The organism is Xanthomonas sp. NCPPB 3174, assembly GCF_056725205.1.
Genome location: NZ_CM161517.1, coordinates 420016 through 434285 on the forward strand (window position 1 = coordinate 420016; position 14270 = coordinate 434285).

Annotated in this window: 15 protein-coding genes; 6 read left to right on the forward strand and 9 right to left on the reverse strand. The window is 71.0% G+C overall.

Annotation, left to right across the window (positions count from 1 at the left end; all coding sequences use genetic code 11):
- The first annotated feature begins 20 nt into the window (after positions 1-20).
- The 4 genes from AC1PK7_RS01970 to AC1PK7_RS01985 all read left to right on the forward strand — a co-directional run bounded on the left by AC1PK7_RS01970 (position 21) and on the right by AC1PK7_RS01985 (position 3372).
- On the forward strand, positions 21-1202 hold the full coding sequence (locus AC1PK7_RS01970; protein WP_481099691.1) for a glutathionylspermidine synthase family protein: 1182 nt from the start codon (positions 21-23) through the stop codon (positions 1200-1202).
- Positions 1203-1269: 67 nt separating this feature from the next.
- Positions 1270-1872 (forward strand): hypothetical protein, encoded by a 603-nt coding sequence (locus tag AC1PK7_RS01975; protein ID WP_481100825.1) that lies wholly within the window; start codon positions 1270-1272, stop codon positions 1870-1872.
- Between the two features lie 157 nt (positions 1873-2029).
- Entirely contained in the window at positions 2030-2413 is a 384-nt protein-coding gene (locus AC1PK7_RS01980; RefSeq protein ID WP_371184353.1) for a hypothetical protein, read from the forward strand.
- The gene (locus AC1PK7_RS01985; RefSeq protein ID WP_481099692.1) at positions 2410-3372 is read left to right on the forward strand and encodes a hypothetical protein; all 963 of its coding nucleotides are present in this window, start codon (positions 2410-2412) and stop codon (positions 3370-3372) included. The genes AC1PK7_RS01980 and AC1PK7_RS01985 overlap by 4 nt, the downstream gene beginning before the upstream one ends.
- Before the next feature lie 63 nt (positions 3373-3435).
- On the opposite strand, the gene AC1PK7_RS01990 is transcribed toward AC1PK7_RS01985, so the two are convergent.
- The 8 genes from AC1PK7_RS01990 to AC1PK7_RS02025 form a co-directional block, all read right to left on the reverse strand.
- On the reverse strand, positions 3436-4734 hold the full coding sequence (locus AC1PK7_RS01990) for a DUF58 domain-containing protein (RefSeq protein WP_481099693.1): 1299 nt from the start codon (positions 4732-4734) through the stop codon (positions 3436-3438).
- 205 nt (positions 4735-4939) lie between these two features.
- Positions 4940-5932 (reverse strand): AAA family ATPase, encoded by a 993-nt coding sequence (locus AC1PK7_RS01995; RefSeq protein ID WP_010340348.1) that lies wholly within the window; start codon positions 5930-5932, stop codon positions 4940-4942.
- A complete protein-coding gene (locus tag AC1PK7_RS02000) occupies positions 5929-7116 on the reverse strand; it encodes a DUF4350 domain-containing protein (protein WP_481099694.1) in 1188 nt (395 codons plus the stop codon). The genes AC1PK7_RS01995 and AC1PK7_RS02000 overlap by 4 nt, the downstream gene beginning before the upstream one ends.
- Positions 7113-8822 (reverse strand): DUF4129 domain-containing protein, encoded by a 1710-nt coding sequence (locus AC1PK7_RS02005; protein WP_481099695.1) that lies wholly within the window; start codon positions 8820-8822, stop codon positions 7113-7115. The genes AC1PK7_RS02000 and AC1PK7_RS02005 overlap by 4 nt, the downstream gene beginning before the upstream one ends.
- Positions 8812-9867, reverse strand: a complete 1056-nt coding sequence (locus AC1PK7_RS02010; protein ID WP_481099696.1) for a stage II sporulation protein M — start codon at positions 9865-9867, stop codon at positions 8812-8814. Before AC1PK7_RS02010 ends, AC1PK7_RS02005 begins: the two co-directional genes overlap by 11 nt.
- Positions 9864-10541, reverse strand: a complete 678-nt coding sequence (locus AC1PK7_RS02015) for an RDD family protein (RefSeq protein WP_371184358.1) — start codon at positions 10539-10541, stop codon at positions 9864-9866. Before AC1PK7_RS02015 ends, AC1PK7_RS02010 begins: the two co-directional genes overlap by 4 nt.
- Positions 10542-10713: 172 nt before the next feature.
- Positions 10714-11637 carry a DUF2167 domain-containing protein gene (locus AC1PK7_RS02020; protein ID WP_481099697.1) on the reverse strand — a complete coding sequence of 308 codons (924 nt, stop codon included), beginning with the start codon at positions 11635-11637 and terminating at the stop codon, positions 10714-10716.
- Between the two features lie 130 nt (positions 11638-11767).
- Positions 11768-12328: an RBBP9/YdeN family alpha/beta hydrolase gene (locus AC1PK7_RS02025; RefSeq protein WP_481099698.1), complete on the reverse strand. Its 561-nt coding sequence runs from the start codon at positions 12326-12328 to the stop codon at positions 11768-11770.
- A gap of 105 nt (positions 12329-12433) precedes the next feature.
- Between AC1PK7_RS02025 and AC1PK7_RS02030 the strand changes: the two genes are divergently transcribed.
- Positions 12434-12928, forward strand: a complete 495-nt coding sequence (locus tag AC1PK7_RS02030; protein WP_029561733.1) for an Lrp/AsnC family transcriptional regulator — start codon at positions 12434-12436, stop codon at positions 12926-12928.
- 9 nt (positions 12929-12937) lie between these two features.
- Here the strand turns inward: AC1PK7_RS02030 and AC1PK7_RS02035 are convergent, their stop codons facing one another.
- Positions 12938-13489, reverse strand: coding sequence for a gamma carbonic anhydrase family protein (locus tag AC1PK7_RS02035; protein WP_481099699.1), 552 nt, complete (start codon positions 13487-13489; stop codon positions 12938-12940).
- Between the two features lie 155 nt (positions 13490-13644).
- On the opposite strand from AC1PK7_RS02035, the gene AC1PK7_RS02040 reads away from it, so the two are divergent.
- Entirely contained in the window at positions 13645-14247 is a 603-nt protein-coding gene (locus tag AC1PK7_RS02040) for a class I SAM-dependent methyltransferase (RefSeq protein WP_481099700.1), read from the forward strand.
- Positions 14248-14270: the final 23 nt, after the last annotated feature.

Here is a 14270-nt window from a genome sequence, read left to right on the forward strand (position 1 = left end):
CCCATCGCACGAGACCCCGCATGAAACGCATCGCGATCGTCGAGCGCGGCGACTGGCGCGCCCAGGCCGCGGAGTACGGTTTCCGCTTCCACACCATCGACGGCCAGCGCTACTGGGATGAGCGCGCCTACTACGCGTTCAGCCTGCGCCAGATCGAGCGCGATCTGGAAGATCCCAGCGCCGAACTGCACGCGATGGCGATGGGCCTGCTCGACGAAATCGTCGCCAGCGAGGCGCTGATGCAGCGGCTGGCGATCCCGCCGGCGTTCCGCGACTGGATCGCCGACAGCTGGCGTCGCCGCGAGCCGCATCTGTACGGGCGCCTGGACCTGGCCTACGACGGCCGCGGCCCGGCCAAGCTGTACGAACTGAACTACGACACGCCGACCTCGCTGTTCGAGTCGGCGTTCTTCCAATGGCAGTGGCTGGAGGATCAGCGCGCGCAGGGCCGCCTGCCGGACGACGCCGACCAGTTCAACTCCATCCACGAGGCCTTGCTGGAGCGCTTCGCCGCGCTCGCCGGCGGCCTGCCGCCGCCGCTGTACTTCGCCGCGGTGCGCGATTCGGAAGAGGACCAGGGCACGATCGCCTACCTGCGCGACTGCGCAATGCAGGCCGGCGTCGGCGGCGAGCTGATCGCCATCGAGGACATCGGCCTGTCCAGCGACGGCCGCTACACCGATCTGGACGACACGGTGATCGGCGCGCTGTTCAAGCTGTACCCGCTGGAGGACATGTTCGCCGAGCGCTTCGGCCAGGCCCTGCCGGGCTCGGGCCTGCGCCTGCTGGAGCCGCCGTGGAAGGCGCTGCTCAGCAACAAGGGCATCCTGCCGCTGCTGTGGGAGCGCCATCGCGGCCACCCGAACCTGCTGCCAGCCGCGTTCGACGACGGCACCACGTTGCCGCCAGGCTGGGTACGCAAGCCGCTGCATTCGCGCGAGGGCGCCAACATCGTGCTGCACCTGGACGATGGCCGGGTGCTGGAGAGCGACGGCCCCTATGCCGGGCCCTACATCCGCCAGCAGGCACATCCGCTGCCGGCGTTCGAGGGCCGCTACCCGATGGTCGGCAGTTGGATCGTCGGCGACCGCGCTTGCGGCATCGGCATTCGCGAGGACGATGGCCCGATCACCCGCGACAGCGCGCGGTTCCTGCCGCATGCCATCGTCGAGGAGGCGCGGCCGGGTGTGCTGTATGCGTGAGTCTGTTTCGCGCGCCGACACGACGTCGCCTGACGCGCCGCGTCGGCATCGAAACCTCGGCGTGCGCTTGGTCGATTACGCCGACCAGGTCGCAGTGCGCTGCCATCGTTGCGGCACGCCGGGCTGGGTGCTGGCGCAGTGGGAGCCGTATCGCTGGCAGGCACGCTTCCGTTGCGGGCAGTGCAGCGCTGCGTTGGACAGCGCGGCGGACGACTGGGTGGGAATGGTGCAGTTGGTCGGCCGCCGGGCCTGCGGCCACTGCGGGCATCAGTGGGTGCATGTCTGCGCAGCGTCGGCCGCCGCTGTACCGCCGCCCAAGACCTTGCCCGGCCGCTGCGCGTCGTGTCGCAAGGACTGTGCGGTGGCGGTGCAGCCGCGGCGCGTGCGCGACGGCTCGCCCCACGATCCGCATTTCGGCATGCCGCTGGCGCTGGTCGCGCCGACCCGCGCCGGCGTGCTGTGGGCCTACAACCCGCGCCATCTGCAGGAGTTGCAGGACTACGTGGCGGCGACGCTGCGCGAACGCCGCGGCCTGTTCGGGCGCTCGATGGTGGCGCGATTGCCGGCGTGGATGAAGCTGGCGCGGCATCGGCCGCTGATGCTGCGGACCCTGCAGCGCCTGCAGCAGACCAGCGCGCAGTTGCCGCCGGTGCCTGCGGCGGCAACGTAGCGGCGGCGTCAGGGATTTCAGCCTCCGCCGGAAAGCGGGCCGGCGACGTCGCGCCACGCGTACTGCATGCAAATGTCTACAGCGTGGTCCGCGTCACGATTGACTGGTCTTGCCCGGCTGACGAAGATCGACTCCGGGGAGTGCTGCAGGGGCCAGCATGTCTGCATGTCGTACTCGCGCCAAAGTGCTGGCGCTGCTTGCGTGCGTCATCGTCAACTGTAGCGCGTGCGCGGTGGTGACGGTCGCCACCGCGCAAGACGAAGTGGTCGTGCGCGGCCTGTTTGGCGCGCGCATCGCAACAGCAGGCTTGGCACCTGTGGCGATCCACTCGCAAGGTCTGGGAATTTCTCAGACCCCACACGCATGGGCGGTGGGCTGGCACGCCGAAACCGCGATTTATGCTCCCCCTGCTGCGGACGCATGCCGCATCGTGCTGATTTCCAATACCGAAGCCGAGGTCCGCCGCTTGCTTGCGATCCTGCAGGCCGGCGGTGGCGATATGTCGCAGGTCTGCGTCGAATCACAGGAGGTGTCACGATGAAAACGTCTCTGGCTTGTTTCTCTCTTCTGCTGTTGGGCGGCTGCGCGCATCTGGAGCAGGCGCCGTTGGTGTATGCGTCGAAGACGACGTTCGGTGTCGATGTCTCCACGGCATCCACCGAGAACCCAGGCATTTCGATGAACCTGGGCTACAAACAGATCGATGCGGCGTACGTGCCGGTGGCGGTTGCAAGAAAGTGCAACGAGGGCGCCGCCGGGGCCGACTGCAGCAAGAAAGGGTACGAGCTGTTGGTGATCTCCGGCGTCGCCAGAGAGGGCGATTCGGATGCGGACGGGACCAGCGAAGACGCGCGGATCGAAGTCGCCAAGAAGGCATCGACAGACTATGCGAGGGCGCTGTCGGAGGAGACGCTGGCGAAGCAGGCGATGATCGAGGCCGATAGCAAGCTCAAGCAACTGCGCGAAAGCTACAGTGCAGCCGCCAAGCGGCAAAGCGCATACGATCAGGCGAAACTGAAATGGGCCTCGCTCCAGGCAGCGGCGGGCAGCCCGGCCACGGTCGACGAGGCGGACGTAAGTGCCGCGAAGAGCGCCATGGACGCGCTCGCGCCCACTGCTGACGATCAGGCGATTCTCGCGGGTTTCGCTCAGAGCGAGAGTGACCTGCGGCAGAACGCCGCCGCCGTGGCGGCAGAATATGCGAGCAAGCAGAAAGCCGCAGAGTTGCAGGAAGCCATTCTCAAGTCCGCCAACGCGAAGATCGCGCGCAGCAATCTGGGCGACTCCTATTCGGTCTTTGGCAGCTTCGATGGCACAAGCACGGCGAATGGCAGCGGCTCCGCGTCGATTGGGCTGGGCAAGATGTTCTCGACCGGCGTGGCCGCGCAGCGTTTGGCGAGCGGCATATCGACCATGGCCTGCTATGACCTGATCAAGAGCAAGGTTCCTGCCGCCGTGGCCGCGGCAGAATTGGAGAAGCTGTTGCAGCATTGCCAATGAGGCAGTGTTTGCGCCGACGGCACGCGCGATCGAGCGCTGCGGCGCCGCCGCCGCGGTTGCTCGCTACAGCAAGCCGTCGCGCTTCACCGCCAGGTAGCGCTCGATCAGGGCGGCGGGCAGTTCCTCGCCGGTGACGTCGAGCACCATCACCCCGTGGCTGCGCAGCGCCTCGTGCGCGGCGCTGCGTTGCTGCAGGTAGCGCGCCACCGCGCCAGCCTGCACCGCCTGCGGCAGGTCGTGGACTTCCTCGCTCAGCGCCTGGTCCAGTTCGCGCTCGCGCAGGCTGGCCACGCATACCAGGTGGCGGCGCTGCAGCAGGCGCACCGCGGCCAGCAGGTCTTCGATGTCCTCGTCGCGCACGTTGCTGACCAGCATCACCAGCGCGCGGCGGCGCTGGCGCAGCGACAGTTCGGTGGCCGCGGCCAGGTAGTCGGTGGCCACCGGCTGCGGCTGCAGGTCGTAGCTGGCGCGCAGCAGCACGTCGACCGTGGCCATGCCGCGCTGCGGCGCCACCCAGCGCGCGTCGCCGCCGCTGGCCATCATGCCCACCGCATCGCCCTGGCGCAGCGCCAGGTACGACACCACCAGCGCCGCGTTGAGCACATGGTCGAAGTGCGACAGGCCGGATTCGCTGGCCAGCATCCGCCGCCCGGTGTCGATCAGCATCAGCAACTGCTGGTTCTTCTCGTCCTGATACTCGCGCGAGATCAGCTTGCGCGCCCGCGAGGTGGCCTTCCAGTCGATCTGGCGCAGGCTGTCGCCGACCCGGTACTCGCGCATCTGGTGGAAGTCGGTGCCTTCGCCGCGGCGCCGCTTCAGGTGCGCGCCGACCAGGCGCGAGGCCTGTTCGGCGCTGAACAGGGCGAAGCGGGTCAGCGGCGCGAAGTTCGGGTACACGCGCACGGTCTGCGCCGGCCCGGCCAGGCGTTGCTGCCGCCACAGGCGCCAGGGCGCATGCAGGCGCAGGTGGGTGCCGTCGAAGACGAAGCGGCCGCGCGCGGTCGGGCGCAGTTGGTAGCGCACCTGGGTCTGATGCGCGGCGGGCAGGGTCATGCGCTGTGGCAGGCCCTGCAGTTCCCAGCCGCTGGGCACCAGGTCGAACAGGTCCACGCGCTGGCGCTGCGCGCTGTCCAGGTGCAGCACCACCTCGCGCTGCACGCCCAGCGGCAGCGCTTCGGGTAGCTCGCGGCGCACCTGCGGCGTCGGCCGCCGCCACAGCCGCCAGGCATCCAGCGCCGCGGCCAGCGCGATGCCCGCCGCCACCGCCTGCCAGCTCCACAGCGGCAGCCAGCCCAGCGCCACGGCCAGGCCGCACAGCGCCCACAGCGCGAGCAAGGCCAGCAGGAGCGGGGCGGGTCTCATCGGGCGGCCGGGATTGGGGATTGGGGATTGGGGATTCGTAAAGGCGCGCAATGGCGTCTGCGGCGCCGCGTGGTGGTGAGGCGGCGTCGGGTTACAGGAAGCGCGGTACAGCGGATCAACCAAGGCGCTGCGATGCGGTCAACGACACGCGCCGCCGCAGCGCTCCGCTGTTGCCAATCCCCAATCCCGACTCCCCAATCCCCGCTCATTTCCGCGGCGCCTCCACCTTGGCCAGCAGCGCACTGAGGGCGTCGTCGGCGCTCTGGCCTTCGATCTGCAGTTCCGGGGCCAGGGCGATGCGGTGGCGCAGGGCCGGCTTGGCCACGTCGCGGATGTCGTCGGGGATGACGAAGTCGCGGCCGGACAGCACCGCCTGCGCGCGCGCCGCGCGGACCAGGGCGATGCTGCCGCGCGGGCCGGCGCCGAGCGCAATGCCGGGCCAGCGGCGGGTGGCGGCGACGATGCGCACGGCGTAGTCGATCACCTGCGGGTCAACCGCGATGGCGGCAGTGCCGGCCTGCATCGCCACCACGTCCTCGGCGCCGAGCACACGCGGCACCTGCGACAGGTCGAAGTCGCCGGCGCTGCGGCCGCTGGTGACCGCGGCGACCATGCGCGCCTCGTCCTCCAGTTGCGGGTAGTCGATCAGGATCTTCAGCAGGAAGCGGTCCAGCTGCGCTTCCGGCAACGGATAGGTGCCTTCCTGCTCCACCGGATTCTGCGTGGCCAGGGCCAGGAACGGCGGCGCCAGCGGGAAGGCCGTGCCTTCGATGGTGACCTGGCCTTCCTGCATCACTTCCAGCAGCGCCGACTGGGTCTTGGCCGGGGCGCGGTTGATCTCGTCGGCCAGCAGCAGGTGGGTGAACACCGGGCCGCGGCGGATCTTGAAGCTCTCGGTCTTGGGGTCGTACACGGCATGGCCGCTGACGTCGCTGGGCATCAGGTCCGGGGTGAACTGCACGCGTGCGTAGTTCAGTTCCAGCGCCTGCGCCAGCGCGCGCACCAGCAGGGTCTTGCCGAGGCCGGGCACGCCCTCGATCAGCACATGGCCGCCGGCCAGCAGCGCGATCAGGATCTGCTCCAGCACCTCCGGTTGGCCGATGAAGGCGTGGCCGACCGCGGCGCGGATCGCCTCGGCGCGTTCGATCAGGGCAGGGCCGGCGAGCGGCGCGACGGCGTCGGAGGGGGCGGTGGTCATAACTGATTTCTCATCTGGACGAGGAGGCGGATGCGCTCGCGCAAGGCGGCGGGTTGATTGGGCGGCGGCGGCTGCAGCGCCTGTTCGACCTGCGCCACCGGCAGTTGCAGGCGGTCGGCGATGGCGGCGGCCTGGGCCGGGCCCTCCAGCGCGGCGGCGAGCGGTGCGCGCCGGCGCAGCCGCGCCAGGAACGCCTCGCGCACCGCCGCGTGCAGCAGGTCGGCGCGGCCGAAGCGCAGCAGGTGCTCGCCGCTGGCACGCACGTGTTCCAGCAGCGAACGGCGGTCCTCGGCCGGCGCGGCGCGCAGCGGCCCGAAGCGTTGCATGCGCGACCACAGCCAGGCGAGCAGGATCAGCAGCGCCGGCAGCCAAGCCGGCCAGCCGCGGGTGAACAGGGTGCGCCACAGCGACGGCAGTTCGGCCGAATAGATCAGGTGGATGGTGCCCTGGCCGTAGTTCGGCCCCAGCACCTGCCGCGCCAGCAGGCGGTTGCCGGCCTCGCGCAACCCGCCGCTGCGCAGCATCGGGTCGTTCTCCATCGGCGAACCCTCGAACATCCTGCCGAGCCGGTTGTCCTGGTTCTCGAGGAAATCCAGCTCCGACAGCACGTCCACGCTGCCGTCGCCGTAGGGCACGCGCGCAAACACGAAGTCGTCGTTCTCGCCGCTCCACCAGTTGTCGGGCGTGTCCGGATCGATGTGGAAGCGGCGGCCACCGCAGAACACCTTCTGCGGCGCCGCGCCCGGTACGGCCATCACCAGGCAGTCGTCCGGGCTGCTTGCCTCGACGGTGATGTCCAGCGCTTCCAGGATCGGCACGTCGCCGCGCTTGACCTCGACGGTGGGCGTGCGCAGCACCAGATGCCCGCCGTGCTCCACCCAGTCCAGCAGGGCGTCGCCATCGGCCTTGCCGAGCATGCGCGGGTCGCCGTACAGCACCACACTGTCGTGCGGGCGCAGGCGCATCGCCGCCAGGTCCAGGCGTTGCCGCGACTCGGCGCGCACGCCGTCGGCGCGCAGGGTCTGGCGCAGCGCGTACAGCGGGTTGTAGGCGGCCTCGCCGCGCGGCGGCAGCACGATCTCCCGCTCGGCGCGTTCGTAGCGGCCGAAGAACCAGGCCGCGCCGACGCTGACCAGCAGCAGGCCGACGAGGAAGATCAGCGCATTGCGCGTGCCGCTGTTCATGCCTGCCACCGGAACTGGCGCTGCAGCTCGTCGACCAGCGCGTCGAAGGCATCGTCCTCCGGCAGCCGGCCGGCATAGGCCGCGTGTTGCCACACCCGCACCATGCGTGCGAACAGGCCGCGGTCGGCGTCGTCGGGCAGGCGTTGCGCGGCGCGCAGGCACTGCGCCTCGGTGGCGCTGGGCGGCAGCACCAGGTCGGCGCGTTCGCAAAGCGTCGCCACGCTGGCCCGGTACAGCAGCGCCAGCGCATCGCGATGGCGACCCTCGCGCCAGGCGCGTCGTGCCACCGTCGCCACGTCGTCGGGCAGCGGTTGCGGTGCCAGCACCGGCGCATGCTCCGGCGCCGTGGGCGTCGTCGCGCGGCGGCGCCCGGTGCCGCGCATCCACGGCAGCCAGTGCCTGGCGGTGAGCAGCAGCACCAGCAGCAGGATCCCCGCCAGCAGCCACATGCCCCAGCGGCCGACGAAGGCGATGGCCTTGGCCGCGGCCTCGATCCATTTGCCGAACGGGGTGAGGTCTTGCTGCTTGTCGTCCGGCTTGGGCGATTCGTCGGGATTGCGCTTCTTCCAGTAGCCGATGGTGCGCTTGGCGGTCAGCAGCGGGTCGGCGTAGGCACGGTCGGCGGCGCGGGCGAAGCGCGCATCGGCGGCGGGCTCGGTGTCGAACACTTCGTCCAGCGGGACCGGGTGCGCGGCGGTGTGGTGGTGGCTGTCGGCGGCGGGCGCGGCCGCTGCCTTGTCGCCGGTCTCGGCGTTTGCGTCGGTGTCGCCGTCCGCCTCGGTGTCCGCCGCGGTGTCGGCCTCGCCATCGCCGTCGCGCGTGCCGTCGGCGGGCGCATCCTGCGCCGCCGCGGTCTGCGTTGCCGCGTCGTCGGCCACCGGTTGCGCACGCAGCGCCGCGGCCGGCGCGGCGAGCAGGGCCACGCACAGCAGGAGCAGCGGCGCGGCGCCGCGCAGGCGCGCGGCCATCCGGCGCAGCGCCATCTCCACGTCCCAGGCTTCGAGCTGGGTACGCCGGTTGAGGTACAGGCCGAAGCCGGCACCGACGAAGAACGGTTCGATCAGGGTCATCGCCAGCCAGCCGATGACGTTGAAGCCGATGTCGGCCCATGCCGGCGTCTGGTCGCCGATCAGCGCCCAGGCCGCGCGCGCGGTTTCCGGCAGCAGGTCGATGGGCACGAACATGAAGATCGTGGCGATGCAGGCCACGCATAGCATCGCCTCGAAATGCCAGCACACGCTGGCCAGCAGCAGCGCATGGCCGTAGATGGCCCCGCCCAGGGTGCGGCGGCGCTCGCGCTGCTGGTCGGCGCTGGCGCCTTCCAGCAACTCCAGCGGCATGAACACGCTGCGTGCCGGGCTCAGCCGGCGCCAGGTCAGGTAGCCGAGCAGCGTGCGCCAGCCCCAGGCGCCCTGCGCGCGCAGGGTGTCGCGCACGCGGGGCACGTCGCCGAACACCGCGCGCGAGATCACGAACAGCGGGATCCGGTCCAGCACCGGCTTGAGCCACCACAGCAACAGCGGCGCCAGCCACAGCCGGTCGATCGCCCAGGCGCCGAGGTTGAGCACGACGCACAGGGGCAGGGTGACCAGCACCCATGGCTTCCAGATCGCCCCGGCGTGGCGGCGGACCAGCGCGGTGCCCAGTTCCATCGCTTCCCAGGCCGAGCGCGCGCGCAGCACCACGTCCAGGCGCTCAATCCGCATCGATGGCCTCCACCCGGCCGCGGCCGCCGCGCCACAGCCACGTCAGCACCAGCGTCCACAGCAGCGCCGACACGCTGTACTTGATCCACGCCGGCACGGTCGCGATGGACGACCAGAACGCCTCGATGAAGGCGGCCACCAGCAGCATCGCGGCCACGCCCAGGCACAGCCGTGCGCCGATCTTGCCGCCTTCGACCAGCGCATCGATGCGTCGCCGCCGTCCCGGCGCCAGCACCTTCAGGCCCAGCTGCAGGCCGGCGCCGCCGGCGATCACGATCGCGGTCAGTTCGAACGGCGCATGCCCGGCGACGAAGCGCCAGAAGGTGACGCCGTAGCCGATCTGGTGCAGGTGCCCGGCCACCGCGCCGATGGTGATGCCGTTGAACAGCAGCACCAGCACCGTGCCCAATCCCGCCAGCAGGCCGCTGGCGAAGGTGCGCAGACCGATGCTGATGTTGTTCATGATGTAGTGGCCGAACATCTGCCAATCGGTGCCGCTGTCGCGGCCGAGCTTCTGCGCGCTGGCAGCCGGGTCGTACATGCGCTCGATCTGGCTGACCTGCATCGGATCCATCAGCCCGTGGATCAGTTCCGGACGGAACTGCAGCAGCACGAAGATGGTCACCAGCGGCACCACGAACAGCGCGGTGGCCGCGGCCATGTAGCCGGCCTGGCTGCGCACCACCTGCGGGAATTCGGCGAACAGGAATTCCGCCGCGCGCCGCCAGCGCGGACGCGGCGCCCGGTACAGGACGGTGTGGCCCTGCTGCATGAGGTGCTGCAGGCGCGCGGTGACCTGCGGGCTGTAGCCGCGCTTGCACGCCAGCGCCTGCTGCTGGCACAGGCGCCGGTAGCGCGCCGGCACGTCCTCGTCGGCCAGCGGCGGCGGCTGCTGCGGATGCGGCGGCGCGACCGCGGCCGTGGCATCGCTGGGCGTGTCGGCGGCGGTCGGCGCCGGCTTGCGCGCGCTGCCGCTGCGCTGCAGCCAGGCTTCGAACGCCTGCCACTCGTGCTGATGGCGGAGGACGAACTGTTCCTGTTTCATCGGCGGCCCAGCAACCAGTTGGCCATCGCGTACAGGCGCAGCACCCCGGCCTGGCCCGGCGTGTCGGTCAGCGGCTGCGCCAGCGCGGCCAGTTCCAGCTGCCGCTCCGGGGTGAGCCGCGGCGCGCGCTCGGCGAAGGCGATCAGCGCGGCCTGTTCGGCCGGCAGCAGCGGCCGCGGCGGCGCGAGGGCGCTGGCGATCGGCGGCAACGCCTCGTCCTCGCGCGGCGGCTGGTGCACCACCAGCGTGCCGGCGACCAGGTCGCCCAGGCGCCGCGAATGGGCATCGAACAGGCAGGCGATCAGGCCGACGGCGTAGCCGAACGGCAGCATGTCCACGGTGCGCAGCAGGTTGCGGGTGATCGCCGCCATCCACCCCACCGGCGCGCCGTTGCGCGCCACCACGCGCAGGCCCAGCGCCTGCTTGCCCAGGGTCTGGCCGCGCCAGCCCTCCAGCACGATCGGGTAGGCCCAGAACACCAGGAACATCGCCACCAGGTACAGGCCCTGGCCGAGGCCGCCGAGCAGGCCGAGGAGCATGCCCATGGCGGCGAGCAGGGCGAAGCGCAGCGCCAGGTCGATCAGCCAGGCCAGCGCGCGCGGCACCGCGCCGGCGGCCGGCAGATGCAGCGGCACGCCTTCGGGGGTGACGACTTCGCGATAGGTATCGAGCATGCCCCTTACCGCCGCCGCATGGTGCGGCGGACACTGACGCCTGCGATGTGGGGGGGCCGTCCTTCCGTTCGGCCGGCTGCCTGTGGCGGCATGCTGCTCTCGACTGCGTCCTGCTCCGACACGGAACTTTAGCCGGGGTGGCGTGAATTGCCCAGCGTGACGGCGGTGCCGGTCAGCGCACCGTGCCGCCGTCGCGCTGGCGTCCGCCGAACAGCTTGCGCACGCCGGCGACCAGGCCCATCAGGCCGACCAGCACCAGCTTCCAGGCCTTGGCCAGCAGCAGGCCGAGTTTGGCGAACAGGCCGGCCTTGGCCGCCAGGCCGCCGCCGATCAGGGTAGCCAGGCCGTAGCTGGCGATCTTGTCGGTGGACGGGTTGTGGTCGGCATAGCGGGCGCCGCTGTCGAACTCGGCCATCGGCAGCAACTGCTGCATGCCCGCGCGCACCTGCGCCAGTTCGCCCATGCCCGAGACCGCATTGAGGCTGAGGTAGCCATGCCGGCCGAGCACGCGGATGTCGTAGTTGAGGGTGTGCTCGCGCTCGCCCGCGAACGCCAGCTCGCGCGCCCAGTACAGCTTCTTGCTGCCGGTGTCGTAGCGCGGCGGCACCGCCCAGCCGACCAGGTCGACCTGCTCGTAACCGGCCTTCTTGCGCTGCGCGTTCTCCTCGCGGGTGGCCTCCTGCATGTCCTTGAGCATGGCCTGGTAGTCGATCTTGCTGGCGTCCTCGTCGGACACGTAGCCGTCATCGGAATAGGTAACCACCACCGCCCAACTGCCCTTCTCGTCGAGCGCCGGCCGGCGCGGCACGATCAGGCCCAGCACGTCGTCGTCGGGCGGGTTGCCCCAGTAGCTCTCCAGCACCCGCCGCGCATCGGTCTTGTCCAGGTAGCGGAATTCCGGGCCGAGGTCGAAATGCACCTTGGCCTGCGGAACCTCGATGTGCCCGTCGCGGAAATGCAGCGTGCCGACGAACTGCTCGGCGGTCATGTCCGGGCCGCTGTCCTGGGCCAGCGCCGGGACGGCGCTGACGCACAGCGCACAGCAAAAAGCGGCCAGCAGGCCGCGCAGCGAGATCTTGAGCATCTGCGATTCCATTCGTTCGGTGGCGTCCCCACGCCAGAGACGCATAGTGTCGCGCAGGCGCAGGAAGCGCGCCAGTCGCGCGCGCGCTTTTTCCCCCTCCACGGCGTCGCGCGGCGTCCTGCCGGGGAGGCGTCGGCAGCGCTCAGGCGGGCGAGGCCGGTGCGGGTCCGAGGCCGGCGTCGAAGGCGGCCAGCACGTGCGCGCCGTGCGGCCATGCGCCCAGGCCGCTGGCGGCATTGAGGTGTCCCAGGCGGTCGAGTTCCACCAGTCCGCTGCCCCAGGCGGCTGCGCAGCGGCGGCTGTAGGACGGTGCCGCGTAGGGATCGTCGCTGCTGGCCACGATCAGGCTGGGAAACGGCAGCGGCGTTGTCGGCGCCGGGACGAAGCTGGCCGCCTGCGCATGCGGGAACGCGGCACTGTCCGGATCGGGCACCGCGACCAGGAAGGCGCCGCGCGGCAGGCGTTCGGCACGCGCGGCCCAATGCGCGACCAGCAGGCAACCCAGGCTGTGCGCGACCAGCAGCGGCGGCGTGGCGCAGTGCTGCACGCAGTGGTCGAGCGCGCGCAGCCAGTCGTGCAGTTGCGGATGCGCGAACGACGCCGGTTGCAGCCGGCGCATGCGCGGGTCGTGCCGCTGCCAGAGGGTTTGCCAGTGCTCCGGTCCCGAGTCGCCGATGCCCGGCACGATCACCACGTCCTGCATGCGCTACGCTCCGTCGGAAGAAAGCGTGAGTGTCGCGCCGCCTGCCTGGCATCGCCATGGCGATGCATCGGCGCAAGCGACGGTTTTCCGATGAATCCACGGTGCATGGCGAAGGGGGCGAGGCGAGTGGCGGCGAAGACCTGGCGGGGCGATGCCCTGGATTACGCGATCCTGGAGGCGCTGCAGTGCGACGGCCGCATTGCCCTGGCGGCGCTGGGGCGGCGCATCGGCCTGTCGCAGCCGGCGATGTCCGAGCGTGTGCGCCGGCTTGAGGAGCAGGGGGTGATCACCGGCTATACCGCCCGGGTCGATCCGCGCGCGCTGGGCCTGGCGACCTCGGCCATCGTCCGCCTGCGCACCACTCATGCGCAGATCGGCGCGTGCCTGGCGCTGTTCGCGCAGATGCCGCAGGTGCTGGACGTGCATCGGGTCACCGGCGAGGACTGCTTCGTGCTGCGCGTGCTGGTGCCCGCGCCGGCGCAGCTGGAGCCGGTCATCGACGCCCTGGCGCGTTTTGGCGCGGTGACCACCAGCGTGGTGCTGCGCAGCGAGACGCCGCGTCCGATCGGCCGTGCCTTGCTGGCGTTGGCGGCCGAGTAGTGGTGCAGGCTACTGCGGCGCTGCCGCGGCCGCGGCCAGGTAACGGTCCTTCAGCCGCACATAGTGCTGCGCCGAGTAGTGCAGGCTCTCGATCTCCTTGTCGCTGAGCATGCGCGCCTTGCGCGCCGGGTTGCCCAGCCACAGCTCGCCCTCGCCGACGGTCTTGCCGGGCCCGACCACCGCGCCGGCGCCGACGAAGCCGTATTTCTTCACCGTGGCGCCGTCGAGGATGCACGCGCCCATGCCGATCAGGCACAGGTCCTCGATGGTGCAGGCATGGATGATGGTGCCGTGGCCCACGGTCACGTCCGCGCCGATCAGGGTCGGGTAGCCGGCCGCGTTGTAGGGGCTGTGGTGGCTGACGTGGATGATGGTGCCGTCCTGGATGTTGCTGCGCGCGCCGATGCGCACATGATTGACGTCGCCGCGGATCACCGTGCCCGGCCACACCGACACGTCGTCCTCCAGCACCACGTCGCCGATCAGCGTGCAGGCCGGGTCCACATAGACGCGCTCGCCCAACTGCGGGGTCTTGTCGAGGTAGGGGCGGATCGGGGACACGGCGCTCTCCGGCGGTGGGCGGCCGGCGGCCACGCGGACGCCGATGATAGCGTGGTCGCTCGGGCCGGCCGCCGCGGGCGCGTCCCCCGACGCGTGTCGCACGCAAGGACTAAGCTACGCCGGGCGTCGTGCGACGCCGTCGCGGAGCAATCGCCATGGTGGACCGCCCGACCGTCGCTGCCTACGACGCCGATGCCGCGCGCTATGCGCAGGACTGGCGCGACCAGGCCGCGCCCGAGGACATGTACGCACTGCTCCGGCGGCATTTCGTGCCGGGGCCGACCGCCGACGTCGGCTGTGGCGCGGGGCGCGATACGGCCTGGCTCGCAGCGCGCGGTTTCGAGGTGTGCGGCTACGATGCGAGCGCCGGGCTGCTCGAGGAGGCGCGGCGGCGCTACCGCGGCCTGCGATTCGAACTGGCCGCGTTGCCGGCACTGGCTGGCGTCGCGTCCGGCGCGTTTCGCAACGTGCTGTGCGAAACGGTGGTGATGCATCTCGACCAGGCGGACGCGGCCGCCGCCGCCGCGCGGCTGACCGAGCTGCTGATGCCGGAGGGCACCTTGTACCTGAGCTGGCGGGTGGCCGGAAACGACGCGCCGCGCGATGCGCATGGCCGCCTGTATACCGTGCTGGATGCGGCGCGGATGCGTGCGGCGCTGGGCGCCGGCGTGCAGGTGCTCGACGACCACGAGGTGGTCAGCGCCTCCTCCGGCAAGCGCGTGCATCGGCTGATCGCGCGCAAGGCCGCCGCCGCATAGCGCCATGCACCTGGCCTTGCGGC